This is a genomic window from Winogradskyella sp. Asnod2-B02-A (assembly GCF_045063645.1).
Taxonomy (GTDB): Bacteria; Bacteroidota; Bacteroidia; order Flavobacteriales; family Flavobacteriaceae; genus Winogradskyella.
This window is the reverse complement of the sequence record NZ_JBEFOG010000026.1, coordinates 360490-382009: the sequence shown is the minus strand read 5'-3', so window position 1 is coordinate 382009 and position 21520 is coordinate 360490. Positions and strand designations below refer to the sequence as shown.

The 21520-nt window shown below is 31.5% G+C and carries 14 protein-coding genes; 13 read left to right on the top strand and 1 reads right to left on the bottom strand.

The annotated features are described in order from the left end of the window. Window positions 1-31 precede the first annotated feature (31 nt). On the bottom strand, window positions 32-1579 hold the full coding sequence (locus ACJJVO_RS05180) for a PglZ domain-containing protein (protein ID WP_405571272.1): 1548 nt from the start codon (window positions 1577-1579) through the stop codon (window positions 32-34). A gap of 41 nt (window positions 1580-1620) precedes the next feature. Between ACJJVO_RS05180 and ACJJVO_RS05175 the strand changes: the two genes are divergently transcribed. From ACJJVO_RS05175 to ACJJVO_RS05115, 13 genes are all read left to right on the top strand, one after another. Further along, a complete protein-coding gene (locus ACJJVO_RS05175) occupies window positions 1621-2850 on the top strand; it encodes an HD domain-containing protein (protein ID WP_405572681.1) in 1230 nt (409 codons plus the stop codon). Window positions 2851-2900: 50 nt separating this feature from the next. Further along, complete coding sequence (gene lpxD, locus ACJJVO_RS05170) at window positions 2901-3929, top strand: UDP-3-O-(3-hydroxymyristoyl)glucosamine N-acyltransferase (RefSeq protein ID WP_405571270.1); 1029 nt, start codon at window positions 2901-2903, stop codon at window positions 3927-3929. Next, a complete protein-coding gene (locus tag ACJJVO_RS05165; protein ID WP_405571268.1) occupies window positions 3916-5322 on the top strand; it encodes a bifunctional UDP-3-O-[3-hydroxymyristoyl] N-acetylglucosamine deacetylase/3-hydroxyacyl-ACP dehydratase in 1407 nt (468 codons plus the stop codon). Before lpxD ends, ACJJVO_RS05165 begins: the two co-directional genes overlap by 14 nt. A gap of 80 nt (window positions 5323-5402) precedes the next feature. Continuing rightward, window positions 5403-6188, top strand: a complete 786-nt coding sequence (gene lpxA, locus ACJJVO_RS05160; protein ID WP_405571267.1) for an acyl-ACP--UDP-N-acetylglucosamine O-acyltransferase — start codon at window positions 5403-5405, stop codon at window positions 6186-6188. 76 nt (window positions 6189-6264) lie between these two features. Then, the gene (gene efp / locus ACJJVO_RS05155; RefSeq protein ID WP_405571265.1) at window positions 6265-6831 is read left to right on the top strand and encodes an elongation factor P; all 567 of its coding nucleotides are present in this window, start codon (window positions 6265-6267) and stop codon (window positions 6829-6831) included. A 65-nt stretch (window positions 6832-6896) separates the two neighbouring features. After that, window positions 6897-7832 (top strand): UDP-3-O-(3-hydroxymyristoyl)glucosamine N-acyltransferase, encoded by a 936-nt coding sequence (locus ACJJVO_RS05150; RefSeq protein ID WP_405571263.1) that lies wholly within the window; start codon window positions 6897-6899, stop codon window positions 7830-7832. A gap of 386 nt (window positions 7833-8218) precedes the next feature. Next, the gene (sucD, locus tag ACJJVO_RS05145) at window positions 8219-9091 is read left to right on the top strand and encodes a succinate--CoA ligase subunit alpha (RefSeq protein ID WP_405571261.1); all 873 of its coding nucleotides are present in this window, start codon (window positions 8219-8221) and stop codon (window positions 9089-9091) included. Between the two features lie 111 nt (window positions 9092-9202). Next, the gene (locus tag ACJJVO_RS05140; protein ID WP_405571260.1) at window positions 9203-12175 is read left to right on the top strand and encodes a M16 family metallopeptidase; all 2973 of its coding nucleotides are present in this window, start codon (window positions 9203-9205) and stop codon (window positions 12173-12175) included. Between the two features lie 227 nt (window positions 12176-12402). After that, window positions 12403-13149: a 3-oxoacyl-[acyl-carrier-protein] reductase gene (gene fabG / locus ACJJVO_RS05135; protein ID WP_405571258.1), complete on the top strand. Its 747-nt coding sequence runs from the start codon at window positions 12403-12405 to the stop codon at window positions 13147-13149. A 49-nt stretch (window positions 13150-13198) separates the two neighbouring features. Beyond that, window positions 13199-15232, top strand: a complete 2034-nt coding sequence (locus tag ACJJVO_RS05130) for a VWA domain-containing protein (protein WP_405571256.1) — start codon at window positions 13199-13201, stop codon at window positions 15230-15232. A gap of 10 nt (window positions 15233-15242) precedes the next feature. Continuing rightward, the gene (locus tag ACJJVO_RS05125) at window positions 15243-16058 is read left to right on the top strand and encodes a prohibitin family protein (protein ID WP_405571254.1); all 816 of its coding nucleotides are present in this window, start codon (window positions 15243-15245) and stop codon (window positions 16056-16058) included. A gap of 233 nt (window positions 16059-16291) precedes the next feature. Next, window positions 16292-19396, top strand: a complete 3105-nt coding sequence (locus tag ACJJVO_RS05120; RefSeq protein WP_405571252.1) for a GEVED domain-containing protein — start codon at window positions 16292-16294, stop codon at window positions 19394-19396. Between the two features lie 281 nt (window positions 19397-19677). Then, entirely contained in the window at window positions 19678-21495 is a 1818-nt protein-coding gene (locus tag ACJJVO_RS05115) for a T9SS type A sorting domain-containing protein (protein ID WP_405571250.1), read from the top strand. Window positions 21496-21520: the final 25 nt, after the last annotated feature.

Sequence of the window (21520 nt, the reverse complement as noted above, 5' to 3'; positions counted from 1 at the left end):
TTAATTGATTTTTAGACTATAATATTAAAAACTATTTAGGATCCATTACTACAAATGGAATAATCATCTCCTCTAAGGACACACCACCATGTTGATATGTATTTCTATAATAACTCACATAATGATTAAAGTTGTTAGGGTAAGCTAAAAATAGATCTCCTTTAGCAAAAATAAATGAACTACTCATGGTCAGCGACGGTAAATGAATAGATTTAGGATTTTTAACGGCCAATACATCTTTGTCTTGATACGTTAAGCTTCTACCTGTTTTATAACGTAAATTTAAACTAGTATCTCTATCGCCAATTACTTTAGATGGAGCTTTTACATTTATAGTACCATGATCCGTAGTTAAAATTAATTTAAAGCCCAGCTGTTGAGATAATTGAATCATTTCTAACAAAGGAGAATTTTTAAACCAACTAACAGTTAGTGAACGGTAAGCTTTATCATTAGAAGCTAATTCTTTAACGACTTCCATTTCTGTTTTAGAATGCGAGAGCATATCTACAAAGTTATAGACGATTACATTGAGGTCGTTGTCTTTTAATGACCTAAAGTTTTCAACGAGCTTTTTACCAGCTTTTAAATTCGTGATTTTATGATACTCATGTTTTAAATGCCTTAAACCTAAACGTTTTAATTGTTCTCTTAAAAAATCATCTTCATGCATGTTTTTTCCTCCTTCATCTGTATCATTTTTCCAATATTGAGGAAATAAACTTTCCATGTCTGAAGGCATTAATCCAGAGAAAATAGCATTTCTAGCGTATTGTGTAGCAGTAGGTAAAATGCTGTAAAATGCTAATTCTGATGCTTTTTTGTAATAATTATTTACAATAGGCTCAAAAGCTTTCCATTGATCATAACGCAAATTATCTATTACTATTAACACCGTAGGTTGTTTATCACTTAATTCTGGTACAACCTTATCTTTAAATAAAGTATGTGACATCACTGGCGCATCTGTATTGGGCTGAAACCAATCTTCGTAATTTTTCTCTATAAACTTACCAAATTGCATATTGGCTTCGGTTTTTTGAGACTCTAAAATATCTGTCATCCCTACATCTTCTATACCTTCAAGTTGTAATTCCCAATAAATCAATTTCTGATATAGTTCTACCCATTCTTCATAAGAATTTACCATAGACAAATCCATAGCTATTTTTCTGAATTCTTGTTGGTAATTAGAAGTTGTTTTTTCTGATACTAAGCGAGAATGATCCAAATTCTTTTTTAAACTCAATAAAATTTGATTAGGATTTACGGGTTTAATCAAATAATCAGCAATTTTATTGCCAATGGCTTCTTCCATTATATATTCCTCCTCACTTTTGGTAATCATTACTACTGGTAAATTAGCACGTCGTTCTTTAATTTCATTTAAAGTTTCTAGACCTGTTAATCCTGGCATATTCTCATCTAAAAAGACAATGTCGAAATTAGTATCCGTAATAATTTCTAAAGCTTCAGTACCACTTTGACATTTGGTAACCGTGTATCCTTTTTGCTCTAAAAAGATAATATGTGGCTTTAATAAATCGATTTCATCGTCAACCCAAAGAATATTTATCATGTTATGGTATATTTGTTTATTAATTTTTGAAATTTTACATTTTGCCTACAAACAATAAGCTTAAAATCTTTAACGACCCAATTTACGGATTTATTACGATTCCGAATTCTTTAATTTTTGATATTATTCAGCATAAATACTTTCAAAGATTACGTCGTATTAGTCAAATGGGATTATCATATTTGGTTTATCCAGGTGCGCATCATACACGTTTTCATCATGCGTTAGGCTGTATGCATTTAATGCAAAAAGCTATTAATGTACTTCGTTTTAAGGGAGTTACAATTTCTGATGATGAAGAAAACGGATTATTAGTAGCCATCCTTTTGCATGATATTGGTCATGGTCCATTTTCTCATGCTATGGAGCATAGCATTGTAAATGACGTTTCTCACGAAGAGATTTCGTTGCATTTTATGGAAGAACTCAATATAGAGTTTAACGGAAGTTTAACGTTAGCCATCTCTATTTTTAAAGGCGAGTATCCTAGACAATTTATGTGCGAGCTTATTTCTAGTCAATTAGATATGGATAGAGCAGATTATCTTAAACGCGATAGTTTTTATACAGGAGTTGCAGAAGGTAATGTTAATAGTGAGCGATTAATTACAATGCTTAATGTTGTAGATGACCAATTAGTAGTAGAAGAAAAAGGCATTTTAAGCGTTGAGAAATTTTTAATTGCTAGGCGTTTTATGTATTGGCAAGTTTATATGCATAAAACAGGTGTAGTTGCTGAGCAATTATTAATGGGAACTTTAAGACGTGCAAAAGAATTAGTTCAACAAGGAGTAAAGCTTAATTGTAGTGATGCCTTATTTTATTTTCTTTTTTCAGAAATAAATGCTAAAAATTTTAGTGTAGAAACTCTAACGGTTTTTTCAAAACTAGATGATTATGATATTGTCGCTGCCTTAAAAGATTGGCAAAATCATGATGATTTTGTGTTGAGTAATCTTTGTCAAATGATTTTAGATAGAAACTTATTAAAGATAAAGTTGAAGAATAAACCTATTAAATCTTCAGACTTAAAAATGCATTCAGAAGCATTAATTAAAAAACATAATATTACAAAGCATGAGGCAGATTACTTTGTGTTTAAAGGTGAACTAATTAATCAAGCATACCAGAATAAGACACAGAAGATCAATGTGTTATTTAAGTCAGGTAAAATCAAAGATATTATCAAAGCATCAGATCAATTAAATCTAAAAGCACTCATTAAACCTATCACTAAATATTATATGTGCTATCCTAAAAAGAAAATGTAATCCTTTTTTTATATTTTTGCGGAAAGCAACATGACTTTAAAATAAAATTATTGAAATTTACAGCAGAACAAATAGCAGGTATTTTAGACGGAACAGTTGTTGGTGATCCTAACGTTGAAGTTTTTAAGCTCTCTAAAATTGAAGAGGGAACTCACGGTTCATTAACTTTTTTATCTAATCTAAAGTATACACCTTATATATATACCACAGAAGCGTCCATTACAATTGTTAATGATAATTTTCAACCAGAAAAACCAATTTTAACTACACTTATTAAGGTAGAAGATGCTTATGAAGGTTTCTCTAAATTATTAGAATATTACGATCGTATAAAATCAAATAAATCTGGAATTGAACAACCTTCTTATATTGCAGAAACCACTAAATTACCAGAGAACATATATGTTGGTGCCTTTGCTTACATTGGTAATAATGTAGAAATTGGTGATAATGTAAAGGTTTATCCAAGCGCTTACATCGGTGATAATGTACAAATAGGAGACAATACCACTATTTTTCCTGGAGGAAAGATATACTCAGATTGCATAATTGGTAAAAACTGTGTTATAAATTCAGGTGTTATTATTGGTGCAGATGGATTTGGTTTCGCACCTACTAAAGATGGAGGTTATTCTAAAATCCCTCAAATAGGAAATGTTATTTTAGAGGATTATGTAGATATTGGTGCAGGCACAACCATTGATCGTGCAACAATGGGTTCTACCATTATAAGATCTGGTGTAAAACTAGATAATCAAATACAAATTGCACACAATGTAGAAATCGGTAAAAACACAGTAATTGCTGCACAAACAGGAGTAGCTGGTTCTACAAAAATAGGTGAACATTGCCAAATTGGAGGACAAGTTGGTATTGCTGGTCATTTAATCATTGGAAATAATGTAAAAGTACAAGCCCAATCCGGAATTGGACGAAATGTAAAAGATAATGAAGTCTTACAAGGCTCACCATCTTTTGGATATTCTGATTGGAATAAATCTTATGTTTATTTTAAAAATTTACCTAAGCTTGCAAAAACTATTAACGAATTAGAAAAAAAAGTAGATGGCAATAATTAAAACAGAAATCAAACAAAAAACCATTGAAAAGGAAGTAACACTTACAGGAGTAGGGCTTCATACAGGTGCAGATGTTAAATTAGTTTTTAAACCAGGAGTAGAGAATTCTGGATTTGTTTTTCAACGAACAGATCTAGAAGGCAATCCTAAAATTGAAGCTGATGCAAATTACGTTACTAGTACACAACGTGGTACTTGTATGGAGAAGAATGGAGTTACTATTCAAACTTGCGAGCATGTTTTAGCAGCATTGGTTGGTTTAGATCTTGATAATGCAATAATTGAATTAGATGCATCAGAACCTCCAATTATGGATGGGTCATCTAAATTCTTTGTAGAAGCTATTGAAAAAGCAGGCATTATAGAACAAGATGCTTTTAGGGAAGAATATGAAGTAACCCAAGTGGTATCTTATGCAGATGAAGAAACAGGAAGTGAAATCATTTTAATGCCATCAAGTTCATACCAAATAACCACAATGGTAGATTTTGGCACTAAAGTTTTAGGGACACAAAATGCGACGCTAAATTCTATATCAGATTTTAAAACTGATATATCAGGAGCTAGAACCTTTAGCTTTCTTCATGAAATTGAAATGTTACTTGAGCACGGCTTAATTAAAGGTGGAGACTTAAATAATGCCATTGTCTATGTAGATAAAGAATTGTCTCCTAAAACAATGGAGAAATTAAGAATTGCATTCAATAAAGACAATATAGCCGTAAAACCTAATGGCATTTTAGATAACCTTACATTACACTATCCTAATGAAGCAGCAAGACATAAATTATTAGATGTTGTTGGTGATTTAGCCTTAATAGGTACTCGTATTAGAGGTAAAGTTATTGCTAATAAACCTGGTCATTTTGTGAATACACAATTCGCAAAAAAAATGTCTAAATTAATTAAGAATGAAAGACGCAATAATGTGCCTCAAATCGATTTGAATTCAGAACCATTAATGGATGTGAATCAAATAATGGACATGTTGCCACACAGACAACCTTTCTTATTAATAGATAAGGTTTATGAATTAACAGACAACCATGTTATTGGTATGAAGAATGTGACCATGAATGAAGAGTTCTTTAAAGGTCATTTTCCAGGCGCACCAGTAATGCCAGGTGTTTTAATAGTTGAAGCTATGGCACAAACAGGTGGTATTTTAGTACTCAGTACTGTACCAGATCCTGAAAATTACTTAACCTTTTTCATGAAAATGGATAAGGTGAAATTCAAGCAAAAAGTAGTTCCTGGAGATACATTAATATTCAAATGTTCATTAATTACACCAATAAGAAGAGGTATTTGCCATATGCAAGGTTACGCCTATACCAATGGTAAATTATGTGCAGAAGCTGAATTAATGGCACAAATATCAAAAGTTAAGTAATATATTTGAATTGAACTTCAAGCTATCTATATAATAGAGAAGCATTCATTTTATACTTTATCAAAATAAAAACTAGAATAATGAACCAACCGTTAGCATACGTACATCCTGGTGCAAAGATTGCAAAGAATGTAGTAATAGAACCTTTTACAACTATTCATAATAATGTAAAGATTGGAGAAGGTACTTGGATTGGAAGTAATGTTACCATTATGGAAGGTGCACGTATAGGAAAAAACTGTAATATTTTTCCAGGAGCTGTGATCTCAGCTGTACCACAAGATTTAAAATATAATGATGAAGACACTACTGTAGAAATTGGTGATAATGTCACTATTCGAGAGTGTGTTACCATAAATAGAGGTACAACTGACAGAATGAAAACTGTTGTTGGTAATAATTGTCTTATAATGGCTTACTGCCATATAGCGCATGACTGTATTGTGGGAAACAATTGTATTTTTTCTAACAATAGTACCCTTGCAGGCCATATTACTGTAGGTGATTACGTGATTTTAGCAGGTATGACAGCTGTTCATCAATTCTGTTCAATTGGAAATCATGCCTTTGTAACTGGAGGATCTCTAGTACGTAAAGATGTACCTCCTTTTGTTAAAGCGGGTAGAGAGCCATTATCGTATGTAGGAATTAATTCAGTAGGATTAAGACGAAGAGGATACAGCACGGAAAAAATCAGAGAGATTCAGAACATCTACAGAATGTTATATCAAAAGAATTATAATAATACTCAAGCTTCAGATTTAATTGAAGCTGAAATGGAAGCCACTCCTGAGCGTGATGAGATTCTTCAATTTATTAAGAATTCGCATCGTGGAATTATGAAAGGTTATTTCAAATCGAATTAATTCATAGATATAAAAATATGCTGAAGGATAAAATCTCAGCAACCAATAACTAAATAACAAAACAACAATATAACTTATGGCAAGTACTTCAGATATTAGAAACGGATTATGTATAAGGTACAACAACGACATTTATAAAATCGTAGAATTTCTTCATGTAAAACCAGGCAAAGGACCTGCTTTTGTAAGAACCAAAATGAAAAGTGTAACCACAGGTAAAGTATTAGACAATACATTTTCTGCTGGTCATAAAATTGAAGATGTACGTGTAGAAACGCACAAATTTCAATATTTGTATAATGATGGTGAATTTTATCATTTTATGAATGAAGCAGATTACACTCAAATAAGATTATTAGAATCTGCTATTGATAGAACCGATTTAATGAAAGAAGGAGAAGTGGTAACTATTCAAATTAACACTGAAGACAACATGCCACTTTCAGTAGATTTACCAGCATCTGTTATATTAGAAGTTACAGCAACAGAACCAGGAGTAAAAGGGAATACAGCAACTAATGCTACTAAGCCAGCTACTGTTGAGTCTGGAGCAGAAGTTAATGTGCCTTTATTTATAAATGAAGGTGATAAAATTAAAGTTGAAACTGATAAAGGAACTTACAAAGAACGAGTTAAAGAATAAATAAGCTCTAGTTAAATTTAGCATTGCTCGCTCTAGACTAAAGATCATCAACTGAAAACAACAACATGAAATTTCCTAAACCATATACTTTAAAGCAAGTTGCAACATTAATTGATTGTGAATTTAAAGGATCAGAAGATTTTGAAATTCTAGGTATTAATGAAATTCATGTGGTAGAACCAGGTGATATTGTTTTTGTAGATCATCCTAAATATTACGACAAAGCTCTAGAATCAGCTGCAACTATTGTGCTTATTAATAAAGATGTAGAATGCCCTGAAGGTAAAGCGCTTTTAATATCAGATGATCCATTTAGAGATTTTAATAAACTTACTTCACATTTTAAACCTTTTAAGTCTGCTAGCTCTGCTATTGCAAGTGATGCCATAATTGGTGAAGGCACAATTATACAACCAAATTGTTTTATTGGTAATAATGTTACTATAGGTAAAAACTGTATCATTCATGCCAATGTTAGTATTTATGATGATGCTATAATCGGAGATCATGTAACTATTCATTCTGGTAGTGTTTTAGGCGCAAGTGCGTTTTACTACAAAAACAGACCAGAAGGATACGATCAATTAAAATCTGGTGGTCGTGTAATCATTGAAGACCATGTTGATATAGGCGCATTATGCACCATTGATAGAGGCGTAACAGGTGATACAACCATTGGTGAAGGTTCTAAACTAGATAATCATATTCAAATTGGTCATGATACTGTTTTGGGTAAAAAATGTTTAATTGCATCACATACTGCAATTGCTGGTTGCGTTGTAGTTGAAGACAATGTTACACTTTGGGGACAGGTTGGAGTTAAAAGTGGAATCACAATAGCTAAAGGAACAGTAATATATGCACAATCTGGATTAGGGCAAACTACAGAGGAAGGAAAAACATACTTTGGTTCTCCTGCTATTGAAGCAAGAGCTTTTTTCAAAGAAAGAGCATATGCTAAAAAAATTCCCGAAATACTTCAAAAATTAAAAAACTTATAATATCTGCTAAGGAATTTGTTAAAGCATTTTATGAGTGCGATTTAGCAAATAATATTAAGGTAGTTTATCAGTATTTTCATAAAGATTGTGAATTGTATTAGACAACTAGTCTAGAATTTGTAATGCTGAATAATAAAGAGATCAAAGATATTTTTAAAGGTACAGGTCAATCATACAATTACCTTCATTTTAAATTTACACATTTAAGAGGTAATTAAAGAAGATAAATAATATCGTGGTTTTTAAATCAGCCTACCAGCAGATGAAACAATTTTGAAAGTATGGCATATTACGCTGAAAGAAAAATATAAAAGAGGTCGGTTTTGCATAATAAATCTCTTATTTTTGTGCAACAAAATTATAAAACTTAAAAACAACAATATCAAATGAGCGTTTTAGTTAATAAGAATTCTAATATTATAGTTCAAGGTTTTACAGGTAGTGAAGGGACTTTTCACGCTGGTCAAATGATTGAATATGGTACAAACGTCGTAGGAGGTGTAACTCCTGGGAAAGGTGGTCAAACTCATCTAGATAAACCCGTATTTAATACAGTTTCTGAAGCTGTTGAAAAAGTAGGCGCTGATACTACCATTATTTTTGTACCACCTGCTTTTGCTGCAGACGCTATTATGGAAGCTGCAGATGCTGGTATCAAAGTAATTATTACAATTACTGAAGGTATTCCAGTTGCAGATATGATTAAAGCTTCAAATTATATAAAAAATAAAGACTGTCGTTTAATTGGTCCTAACTGTCCTGGTGTTATTACTCCGGGTGAAGCTAAAGTTGGTATTATGCCAGGTTTTGTATTCAAAAAAGGTACTGTTGGTATCGTTTCTAAATCAGGTACATTAACATACGAAGCTGCTGACCAAGTTGTAAAACAAGGTTTAGGTATTACAACTGCAATTGGTATTGGTGGTGATCCAATTATTGGAACTACAACAAAAGAAGCTGTAGAATTATTAATTAATGACCCAGAAACAGAAGCTGTGGTTATGATTGGTGAAATAGGTGGTCAATTAGAAGCAGATGCTGCACATTGGTACAAAGAAAGTGGAAGTAAAAAACCAGTTATTGGTTTTATCGCTGGTGAAACAGCTCCTGCAGGTCGTACAATGGGACATGCTGGTGCAATTGTAGGTGGTAGTGATGATACTGCTCAAGCCAAAAAGAAAATTATGAGAGCTTGTGGAATTCACGTTGTAGATTCTCCTGCTGAAATAGGAAAGAAAGTCAAAGAGGTTTTAGGCTAAATTTCTGTTAAAATATATTCAAATAACTTACGTTATTAATCCATTAGCTATATTTAGCTAATGGATTTTTTTATGCATTAAACTTATCAATTAAATCAACTAAATCAAAAAATGAAAATCATCAAAACACTATTACTGCTCTCTATGATTGCAGTGGTTTTTGGTTGTAAGACTGAAAACAATGACAAAAAAATGGCTTATGCCATTGAAACAAATCAAGATGCTAATGGTTTTAATTATGAAACTGTTGCCAACGACCCAACAGGTTTGCGCCTTTACACTTTAGATAATGGTCTTAAAGTCTATTTAGGTAAAAATGATGAAGAGCCAAAAATACAAACACTTATAGCTGTTAGAGCAGGTTCTACTTATGATCCTGCAGATAACACAGGTTTGGCTCATTATCTAGAGCATATGGTTTTTAAAGGAACCGATAAAATTGGTACTACAGATTATGAAGAAGAGTCTAAACTCATCAAACAGATTTCAGATTTATATGAAGAACATAAAAAAGAACAAGACCCAGAAAAGAAAAAGGCTATTTATAAAAAAATAGATGAGATTTCTTTAGAAGCTTCAAAATTATCAATAGCGAATGAGTATGATAAAATGCTAAGTTCACTGGGAGCTGAAGGCACAAATGCTTTTACATCTAATGAACAAACCGTTTATGTCAATAAAATTCCATCTAACGAAGTAGACAAATGGTTAAAAATAGAAAGCGAACGTTTTAGCAAATTAGTATTACGTTTATTTCATACAGAATTAGAAGCTGTTTATGAAGAATTTAATAGAGGACAAGACAGTGATGGTCGTAAGCAATATTTTGCGACACTCGAAGGATTATTTCCAACACATCCTTACGGAACACAATCTACAATTGGTATATCTGAGCATTTAAAAAATCCATCTATGGAAGCCATTAATTCGTATTTTGATAAGTACTATGTGCCAAATAATATGGCTGTAATAATGGTTGGTGATTTAGATTTTGATGCTACTATTAAAAAAGTAAATGACGCTTTTGGTAGTTATGAGAAAAAAGAGGTGAATCATCCTACTTTTCCAGAATTAGAACCAATTACAACACCAGTTAAAAAAGAAGTTTTAGGACCAACTTCAGAATCTGTTTATGTTGCTTTTAGAGGTAAAGGAAAAGGGTCTGACCAAGAAGTGATATTAAATTTAGTAGATTATATGCTTGCAAATTCTCAGGCTGGATTAATAGATTTAAACCTTAACCAAAAACAATTGGTTCAAAATGCATCATCGTTTACAAATTTTGACAATGATTATGGGTTTCATTTACTATACGGTTCTCCAAAAGCGAATCAATCTTTAGATGAAGTTAGAGACCTTTTATTAGTGCAAATAGACAAAATTAAAAAAGGAGAATTTGAAGATTGGCTATTAGATGCTGTTATTAATGATATGCGTTTATCTCAAATTAGACAGTACGAAAATGGATCTGCAACAGCTTACGCTTATTTAGATGCCTTTATTGGTGAACAAGACTGGAACAATCGTTTAAAAATGCTTGATGAAATGAAAAAAATCACTAAGCAAGAAGTTGTTGACTTTGCTAATTCTTTTTATGGTAACAATTATGTAGAAGTGCATAAGCTTAAAGGAGAAGACAAATCAATTGTAAAAGTTGAGAATCCAGGAATCACACCAATTGAATTAAATAGAGGTAAAGAATCTGAGTTTTTAAAGTCTTTAAACGAAATGACTTCACCAGATTTAAAACCACAATTTGTTGATTATAAAACAGCAATTAAGGAAGCTAGTACAGATAATGGACTAAAAGTATCGTATGTAGAAAACCCTAACAATGATATTTTTAATTTGAATATCATTTTTGATATGGGACAAGATAACGACAGAATGGTATCTCTTGCTGCTGGTTATTTAGATTATTTAGGTACAGAAAAATACACACCAGAACAATTAAAACAAGAATTTTATAAAATAGGAATTAGCTACAATGTATCATCATCAAATGACAAAACATACATTGGTATTTCTGGATTAAAAGAAAACCTTGATGCTGGTTTAATACTTTTAGAACATTTATGGAATAATGCTGAGCCAAATCAAGAAACTTATGATAAATATGTTGAGAGTATTTTAAAAGAAAGAGAAGATGGTAAAACTCAAAAAGGGAATATTTTCTGGAATGGATTAATGAATTACGGTCAATATGGCGAAAATTCTAGATTGAGAAATATTTATTCTGAGGTACAATTAAAAGCTATTAGCCCAACGGAATTAGTAAACAAAATTAAAGAGATGCGTGCATACAAACAACGTGTTTTCTATTACGGAAATGCTGTTGACGAAGCAAAAGTAGCACTTAATAAACATCATAACATACCTGAAACTTTATTAGATTATCCTGAAAAAGTAGAATACACTAACTTAGAAACTGGTGGTAACGTTTACTTTGTAGATTATGATATGGTACAAAGCGAAATCTTATTACTAGCAAAAGGAGAAGAGTTCAGTCCAGAAAAAATGGCAGCTTCGCAATTGTTTAATACTTATTTTGGAAGTGGATTATCTTCAATAGTTTTTCAAGAAATTAGAGAATCTAAATCTTTAGCTTATTCTGCATTTTCAAGTTATAATAATGCAAGAGAAGCAGGCCAGCCAAATTATACTATGGCTTATGTTGGTACACAAGCTAATAAATTAGAGCAAGCCGTTGGTGCTATGATGGAATTAATGACTAATATGCCAGAAGCAGAAGATCAATTTAATCAAGCTAAAGAAGCAACTTTAAAGAAAATTGCTTCAGAGCGTATCACAAAATCTAATATTTTTTGGACTTACGAAGGATTGAAAAAACGTGGTATTGACAATGACAACCGTAAAGAAATATACGATGCCATAAATAACATGACCATGGAAGACCTAAAGTCATTCTTTAACTCTAACATTAAAGGAGAAAAGTACAATGTTATGGTAATTGGAAATAAAAAAGATATGGATTTTGAAGCTTTAAGCAAATTAGGAGCCATTAAAGAATTAGATATAGATTATCTTTTTAATTATAATCAACCTGAAGAGTTAAAGCAATAGTACTTTAATTAGTTAAGAGATGAAACCTCATATTTATGTTAAAATATGAGGTTTTTTTTTATTCATACTCGTAGTAATTGGTATATTTGAAACTGTTCAGACCGTCTTAAATTTTAGTTATCTAATTTCTAACTTATTTATAGTTGAAACTAGAATCGTAATCATCATTTAAGAAAACTACAACTTGAACACTAACTTGTAAATAAACTAACCAAACATATTAAATTATGAAACTTTTAGAAGGAAAAACAGCCATAATCACAGGCGCAAGTAGAGGTATAGGAAAGGGGATTGCAGAAGTATTTGCAGACCATGGAGCAAATGTTGCTTTTACTTATAGCTCATCGGTTGAGGCGGCTAATGAACTAGAAAAAGAATTAAATTCTAAAGGAATAAAAGCTAAAGGCTACCAAAGTAATGCTGCTGATTTTAATGAATCTCAAAAATTGGCTGAAGATGTCCTTGCTGATTTTGGAGCCATAGATATTTTAGTAAACAATGCTGGTATTACAAAAGATAATCTCTTAATGAGAATGGGAGAAGAGGATTTTGATAAAGTCATTGAAGTGAATCTTAAATCTGTTTTTAACATGACTAAAGCCGTACAGCGAACCATGCTAAAACAACGTAAAGGCTCAATTATTAATATGAGCTCTGTAGTTGGTGTAAAAGGAAATGCAGGACAAACAAATTACGCAGCATCTAAAGCAGGAATTATAGGTTTCTCTAAATCAGTAGCATTAGAATTAGGCTCTCGTAATATTAGAAGTAATGTCATCGCACCTGGTTTTATTGAAACAGAAATGACAGCAAAGTTAGACGAAGAAACTGTAAAAGGCTGGAGAAGTGCTATTCCTCTAAAAAGAGGAGGTACACCAGAAGATATTGCTAATGCTTGTGTATTTTTAGCAAGTGATTTAAGTGCTTATATTACAGGGCAAACACTAAATGTTGATGGTGGAATGTTAACCTAAATTGATTATGACTGCAACGTCAATAGTCTTTTATTTATATTAAAATTTAATGAGTTCTGAAACTCTATTATATATTATTTTAGCTGGAATAGCAGCGCTTTCATTAGCGCTGTTTCAGTATTTATATAAATCGAAATTAAAAAGTAATCTAAAATACGTGCTCGCAGCATTGCGAGCAATTGCTGTTTTTGGCATATTACTTTTGCTTATTAATCCAAAATTTGAATCCTTTACATATTTTGATGAAAAGCCAACATTAGTTGTAGCTGTAGACAATTCTGAATCTATTTTGTATTTAAAACAAGATGAGAAGGCTAGGGAAGTGCTAAATGCTTTAAAACGCAATTCAGAAATCAATGAACGTTTTGATATTAAAGCTTATAGCTTTGGCAAATCGGTTGGTACATTAGATAGTTTAAATTTTAATGAGCGTCAATCTAATTTAACATTGGCATTAAAGCAATTTGGTGAGATATATGCCAACCAAACAGCACCAATTGTTGTTTTAACGGATGGAAATCAAACATACGGATCGGATTATAGTTATATAGCAAAAAGCATCAAACAACCTATTTATCCATTAGTTCTTGGGGACTCAATAATACATTCGGATATAAGTATTAAACAATTAAATGTAAATCGCTATGTGTATCTAAAAAATAAGTTTCCTGTAGAAGTTATTGCCAATTATAGTGGTAAAGCGACTATAAATACTGAACTTAAAATATGGTCTGGCAACAGTGTGGTATTTAAAAAAACACTCCAATTTAGCGCTTCTAAGACTTCACAAATTATTTCAACAGCTTTAATGGCTAATAGTGTAGGCGTAAAAACCTATCGTGTTGAATTGGTTCCATTAGAAAACGAAAAGAACACTGTTAACAACGTCAAGAATTTTGGAGTAGAAGTTATAGATCAAAAAACAAATATAGCTTTGGTTTACGATCGTATGCATCCAGACTTAGGTGCATTAAAAAAGTCTATTGAAAGCAATGAACAACGAAGCGTTTCAATTTTAAAACCCAAAGAACTATTAAATAAAATTAATGATTTTCAATTGGTTATATTATATCAGCCAAACAGTAGCTTTAATTCAATATTAAAAGAAATAAAAGATCAAAAATTAAATACTTTTATTATTACTGGTACAACAACAGATTATGAGTTGTTATATAATACCAATCTAAATATACTCTGGTCAATAACCAATCAAACAGAAAACTTTCAACCCCAATTAAATAAAAATTACAATACTTTTATAATTGATAATATAGATTTCAGCAATTATCCACCATTGCAATCAGAATTTGGAGGTTTTAAATCTTCAGCTCCATCTGATATTATCTTATATAAAACAGTGAATGGTATTAATACTAGTGATGCTATGTTAGCCACATACGAGTTTGATAACATGAAGCATGCACTTTTGTTAGGTGAAGGCATATGGAGATGGAGAGCACAAAGTTATTTGGATACTGAAAGCTTTATGGATTTCGATAATTTTATGGGCAAACTAGTTCAATATCTTAGTTCTAACAAAAAACGAAACCGTATTAATGTAGATTACAAATCTTTCTATAATGGCAATGATGATGTAATTATTACAGCACAGTATTTCAATAAAAATTTTGAATTTGATAATACGGCCTCATTAAGTATTGTAGTAAAAAACAAAGAAAAACAAACGATAAAAGAAGTGCCGCTGTTACTTAATAATGGCAATTACACAGTAGATTTAAGTGGTATTGAAGCTGGTTTATATGATTTTACTGTGAAGCATAATTCTGAATCTGTTGCTATTTCTGGTAGCTTTCAAGTTTTAGAATATAATGTGGAACAGCAATTCTTAAATGCTGATATTTCTAAACTTAAAACATTAGCAAATAACAGTAACGGAGAAGTTTATTTTACTTCAGAGTCTGATATATTAATTAACAAGCTGCTCAATGATAACCGTTATAAAACCATACAAAGAAGCACTAAAAATATCGTACCTTTGATAGATTGGAAATACCTACTTGGTTTAATAGTTTTAAGTCTATTTGTAGAGTGGTTTATTAGAAAATATAACGGATTAATTTAAAAATAAAGAAATGGAGAAATTACCTAAGATTGGATTACCGATATTAATCGGAATTGTACTTTTAATTATAATTTTAGCAAAATCTGCAGTCACCTTAGATTCAGGTCATGCAGGTGTTTTATACGAAACACTTAGTGGAGGTGTAGACCCAGATAAAGCACCATTGGGTCCTGGTTTTCATGTTATAGCACCATGGAATAGGGTGATTGATTATGAAACACGTCAGCAAGAAGTGGCAGAAAAAATGGCCGTTTTATCATCTAATGGTTTGGATATTAAACTTGATGCTTCTATTCTGTATCAACCAGATGTTAAAAGTTTAGGAAAATTACATAACCAAAAAGGTGAAGATTATTTAAGTCGTGTACTTCAGCCAGCTATTAGAAGTGCAGCAAGAAGTGTTGTTGGTAGATATACACCAGAACAATTATACTCAAGTAAAAGAGATGCTATACAAGAAGAGATTTTTGAAGAGACTAAAAAAATTGTTGAACCTCAATATATTCAATTAAATGATATTTTAATTAGAGATGTTACTTTACCGCCTACAATTAAAGAAGCAATTGAGCGTAAATTAAAACAAGAGCAAGAATCATTAGAATATGAATTTAGACTTGAAAGCGCAAGAAAAGAAGCTGAGAAAGTAATTATTGAAGCAAAAGGTAAAGCAGAATCAAATAGAATTCTGAGTGCATCTTTAACAGACAAGATTTTACAAGATAAAGGTATAGAGGCAACAGTTAAATTGTCTGAATCACCAAATAGTAAAACGATTATAATCGGTTCTGGAGATAGCGGATTGCCTATTATTTTAGGAAATCAGTAATTAGATTTATAAATAGTATTTATAGCTTAAATAAAAGGTCTTTTGAGAAATCAAAAGACCTTTTTAGTTTCATCATTTTTGCGTTATTAAAATGATTATAGTCTTTTATTAAACAGTTTTGAAACTATAATAATAGATAATATAGAGTATTTATAAAGATTGAATAACATAATGCTTGGTGTTAATCGGTAAAAGATGTATTTTGACCGACTTAATGCCTCAAAACCGACCTTATGACATCCATAAAACATATGCTTTTATTGTTTTTAGCCTTTATATGCTTTGCAATAACTAATGCTCAAAACCAATGTGGTTTTGATAATGAAAGACAGAAACAATTAGAAGACTCTAATTTTATTGAATTAGAAAGACTTGCAGAGGAAAAAATTAAGAATGCAAAATTGAACTCCAATTTTTCCGCTAGGTCTACAGCAGGTACTATTTTAACAATACCAGTTGTGGTTCACGTTTTGCATTTAGGGGAATCGGTTGGGACAGGAACAAATATTTCTGATGCGCAAATTCAAAGTAGCATAGATAATCTTAATGATTATTATAGAGGTCAAATACCAACGAGTCCTGTAGATTTTGAAATAGAGTTTACGCTTGCTAAAAGAGATCCTAGTTGTAATGCAACAAATGGTATAAACAGAATGGATGCTTCAACACTTGCAGGTTATTCCAATTATGGTGTGAATGTTAATAATACCAATGGAGCAAGTTATGAAGATATTGTAGCATTAAGTAGTTGGCCAAAAAATGATTATTTCAACATTTGGATTGTAACTGAACTAGATGGAAATAATGGAGGCTATGGCTTTCAAGGCTATGCTTATTTTTATAATGACAATGCAACTAATCACGGTTCTGTAATGATGTCTACTGTTTTTGGTTATGATCCAGGTAATACTAATGGTTGGGGATTAAATTCTAATGGTGATAATAGTACAGTAGTCCATGAAGTAGGTCATTTTTTTAATTTATATCATACCTTTCAAGGTGATGGCACAGGTAGCACTTGTCCGTTAGATGAAACAGTTGGGACTGATAGTGATGGCTGTGCAGATACAGTGCCACATAGAAGAGAAACAAGTACATGTCCCGCAATTAATAGTTGTACTGGAAATCCGTGGGTAGATAATAATACTGTTAATAATATTATGAGTTATTATTATTGTTCAGACAGATTAACTAATGATCAGAAAACTAGAGCTAGAGTGTCTATGGAAGGTACAACTATAGTTAATTCTATAGGTTCAGTGCCAATTGACACAAGTTTTGTAGCACCAATGGCAGTATGTAGCACTAATACTGCTGATGCTAATAATTATGCAGGTATAATGAGTGTTGAATTAAATGGCATTACAAATGTTTCTTCTACCAATGGTATTGATGGTGGTAATGTTGATGGCATTGTAGGTTGCTCAAACAACTATGAAATTGATACATCTATATCTAATACTTTAAATGTTGAAGTAGGGCCTAATTTTAATCAACTAGGAGTTTGGATTGATTGGAATAATGATGGTGATTTTGATGATGATTCTGAATTACAGTATTTACAAGATGAAATTGCTTCAAATAGTACAGTCGCAATACCCATTAATTATCCTACAATTATTCCTTACGATACTTATGTTAGAATTAGACTAATAGAAGATTTAGACGACCAATATGGTGTGGCATTAATAAACTCACCTTGTACTATGAATTTATCTTATGGTCAGTCTGAAGACTACGTTATTTATGTAAAACCTGGTGGAGCAACTACATATACTTATAATAACGGTTGGTCACCAAGTAGCCCAGTTGGCACTTCAACTTCTGCCGATACCATTATAATTGATGCTGGAACTGCAAATATTTCAGCTAATATAGATTGTGATACTATAACCGTAAATCCTGGTGCGTCTTTAACAATAGATTCTGGTGTTACAATAACTGTAGCAACTGTTGATTTAAATTCAACTTCACAACTTTTTTCAAGTTTAATATCTGATGGAACAATCACCGGAATTGTAAACTATAACAGATATACATCGCAAATTGGAACAAATGATTTAATATCAGCACCAGTAGTTGGTCAGACATTTAATTCCTTTGATACTGCTAATACTAATTTACCAGCTTCTGGTACTTTAAGATCTTTTGCAACTTATGAAACAACTGTTGGAGCGTATCAAAATTTTGACGTTACCACAAATGCATCAACTTTAATGGATGCAGGTATTGGCTATAGAGCAGCAACAACTGATGGAAGTACATTAACTTTTACAGGTACTGTTAGAACAAATGATATATTAGATGTTCCAATTTCTGATGCATCTGCAGGTTTTGCATGGAATTTAATTGGAAATCCTTACCCATCATATATAGATTTTGATACCTTTTTCACTACCAATGCCAGTGAATTTGATTCTGGCAGTGCATACCAAGCCATTTATGGTTATGATGGTAACGCATCTAATGGTTGGACCGTTTGGAATTTAGCAACTATTGCAGACGGAACTGTTACGGAATTAATAGCACCTGGTCAGGCCTTTTTTGTAAAATCAAAAACTGGAGGTGGTTTAGTAGATTTTACAACAGGTATGAGAACTACAGGTACTTCTGATGATTTTATTGCAGGAAGAAATAGCACAACTAATGTAGCTTCATGTAAATTGAATTTAATCAGTGCAACTAATAACGCTTCAACACAAATATATTTTATTGAAGGAACAACAAGAGGTTTGGACATCGGTTACGATGCTGGTTCTTATTTAGGTAGTGCTGCGGATTATTCAATATATTCAAATATTGTGGAAAATAATTTAGGTTTAGATATGGCTATACAATCTTTACCTTATGATGATCTTAGTTCTATAATTATTCCTTTAGGTGTAAAAGCACAACCTAATGAAGCAATAACCATTTCTATAGATGATTTGTCTTCTTTACCGTCTAATACTTATGTGTATTTAAATGATACCGTAGAAAACACACTGACTTTACTTAGTACAAATGACTACACATTTATGCCAGTATCTGAATTGAATGGAATAGGCCGTTTTTATTTGCGTTTTTCATCTGATGTATTATCTACAAAAAAGAATGATTTGAATGGTTTACATATTTATACCAATTCAATACCAAAAGAAGTCGTTATTGAAGGTTTGTTAAAAAACAAAACTGAAGCTAGTATTTACGATATTCAAGGAAGATTAGTGATGCGCCAAGAGTTAGATTTAACAAAAATGTCAAATCATTTAAATGTTTCAAATTTATCTACTGGCATTTATATCGTAAAAGTTTCAAATTTTAATAGTGTAGAGACAAAAAAGTTAATTATTAACTAGTTACCAAGATTTTAATACAATATATGGCAGCCTTATACTTAATTTAAGGCTGTTTTTTTTATTCTGTTTAACGTTAAAGGTATAAACGCAACCAAATCAGGCATATAGCGAAGAAATAAAAGAAACACTTTGTCGAGTAAATATTACCTTTGTCGGAAAAAAAGCAATTTAATCGAAAATATTATTTTTTTAAACGATTAAATTAGCGTTTGAGCGGATAATTTTTCTCTTTTCATAAGTTTGTTGTAAAGAATTACTAACCAAACTATAACCCCAATCTTATGAAAAACTTTACACCTATTTTATCCTCTTTATGTATGTTGTGTTTTGTCAATATATCAGAAGCGCAACAACAACCAGGATTAGATATCCAAAATCAATTACAAAATCAAATTAGTTTTACCCAAGACAAACCTTTTAGCAATAATGACATTGCAAATGCTTTTAATTTGCCTGAAATTGATTCAAATTCAGCCATAAGTGCAGACGACTCTGCTAATTCTGGAAGAAGTGAATTAACATCTATTACCTTTACCTATAATGACGGTTGGTTTCCAAGTGACCCTTTAATTTTTGCTACTTCAATTGACGATATTATTATTGAATCTGGTATTGCCAACATTTCATCAAACGCAATTTGTAATATTTTAACAATAAAACCTGGTGCTTCTTTAACTATAGATCTCGGTGTTACACTAACCACAGCAGAAATTAACTTAGAATCTACTTCACAGCAGTACTCTAGTTTAATTTCTGATGGTACCATAATTGGAGCTGTAACCTATAGTAGATATACAGCACAGATAGGTACAAATGATCTAATTTCAGCACCAATTTCTGGTCAATTATTTGATCCATTTGCAACCTTAAACTCTACTAACTTAGCAGCAAGTGGATTTATAAGAGCTTTTGCACCCTATAATGCAATTATTGGAGCTTATGAAAATTACGATATTGTAACAAATGCAACAACTACAATTGAAGCAGGACAAGGTTTTAGAGCAGCAACAATAGATGGAAGCGCATTAATTTTTGCTGGTATTGTTAGAACAGATGATGTTTTAGACATACCAATATCTAATGATGGTTTAGATAAATCTTGGAATTTAATTGGAAATCCGTATCCATCTTATTTAGATTTTGATGCTTTCTTTTCTTTGAATAAATCACAATTAGATGTGGGTTCCAACCAAGCGATTTATGGTTATGACGGAGATATGTCAAACGGATGGACTATATGGAATCAAGCCATTATAGATTCACCAGCAGAAACGGAATTAATCGCTCCAGGACAAGCCTTCTTTGTAAAAGCAAAATCTGGTGGTGGACTTATCGATTTTACAACAAGAATGCGTACTACAGGATCTTCTGACGATTTTATTTTAGGTAGAGAATCATCTTCTCCACATTATGGTTATTTATCATTAAATATAAATTCTACAGATTCTAATTTTAGTACAGGTTTTTATTTTAATAGTAATGCAACTCAAGGCTTTGATCCTGGTTATGATGCCGCTATATTTAATGAAAACGCCCCAAGCTTTTCAATCTATTCTAATTTAGTTGAAAATAATACAGGTATGCCACTTGCTGTTCAAGCTTTCAGTCCTGATGCTATGAATTCTGTTATTGTTCCTTTAGGAGTAAATGCAGCTCAAGGTCAAGAATTAACTTTTCATATTCTTGAAACTGATTTATCATCTGACATCAGTGTCTATTTAGAAGATACGTTTAATAATTCTTTTACATTATTAAATACAACAGATTATATATTAACCGCAGATACTGATCTTTCAGGTATTGGACGTTTTTATCTTAGGTTTGAAGGTGAAGCTCTAAGCACACTTAAATCAACCTTATCTGATATTAATATTTTCGCAAATAATACTGCTAAAACAATTGTGATAGAAGGACAACTGCAAAATGAAAATACAGCACAATTACATGATGTTAATGGTCGTTTAATATTAACTCATGCTTTAAATAACTCAACAAATAACCAAACTATAGACGTGAGTCATTTAAGTCCTGGAATTTACATATTAGAGTTAAATGGTACTAACAACGAAAAACGAATAGAAAAATTGATTATTAGATAAAATTTGAAAAAAATTATATGTATTA

Coding starts and splice junctions, on each gene's coding strand:
- ACJJVO_RS05180 (WP_405571272.1), bottom strand. CDS start 1,579: ATGATAAATATTCTTTGGGTTGACGATGAAATCGATTTATTAAAGCCA.
- ACJJVO_RS05165 (WP_405571268.1), top strand. CDS start 3,916: ATGGCAATAATTAAAACAGAAATCAAACAAAAAACCATTGAAAAGGAA.
- lpxA (WP_405571267.1), top strand. CDS start 5,403: ATGAACCAACCGTTAGCATACGTACATCCTGGTGCAAAGATTGCAAAG.
- efp (WP_405571265.1), top strand. CDS start 6,265: ATGGCAAGTACTTCAGATATTAGAAACGGATTATGTATAAGGTACAAC.
- ACJJVO_RS05150 (WP_405571263.1), top strand. CDS start 6,897: ATGAAATTTCCTAAACCATATACTTTAAAGCAAGTTGCAACATTAATT.
- sucD (WP_405571261.1), top strand. CDS start 8,219: ATGAGCGTTTTAGTTAATAAGAATTCTAATATTATAGTTCAAGGTTTT.
- ACJJVO_RS05140 (WP_405571260.1), top strand. CDS start 9,203: ATGAAAATCATCAAAACACTATTACTGCTCTCTATGATTGCAGTGGTT.
- fabG (WP_405571258.1), top strand. CDS start 12,403: ATGAAACTTTTAGAAGGAAAAACAGCCATAATCACAGGCGCAAGTAGA.
- ACJJVO_RS05130 (WP_405571256.1), top strand. CDS start 13,199: ATGAGTTCTGAAACTCTATTATATATTATTTTAGCTGGAATAGCAGCG.
- ACJJVO_RS05125 (WP_405571254.1), top strand. CDS start 15,243: ATGGAGAAATTACCTAAGATTGGATTACCGATATTAATCGGAATTGTA.
- ACJJVO_RS05120 (WP_405571252.1), top strand. CDS start 16,292: ATGACATCCATAAAACATATGCTTTTATTGTTTTTAGCCTTTATATGC.
- ACJJVO_RS05115 (WP_405571250.1), top strand. CDS start 19,678: ATGAAAAACTTTACACCTATTTTATCCTCTTTATGTATGTTGTGTTTT.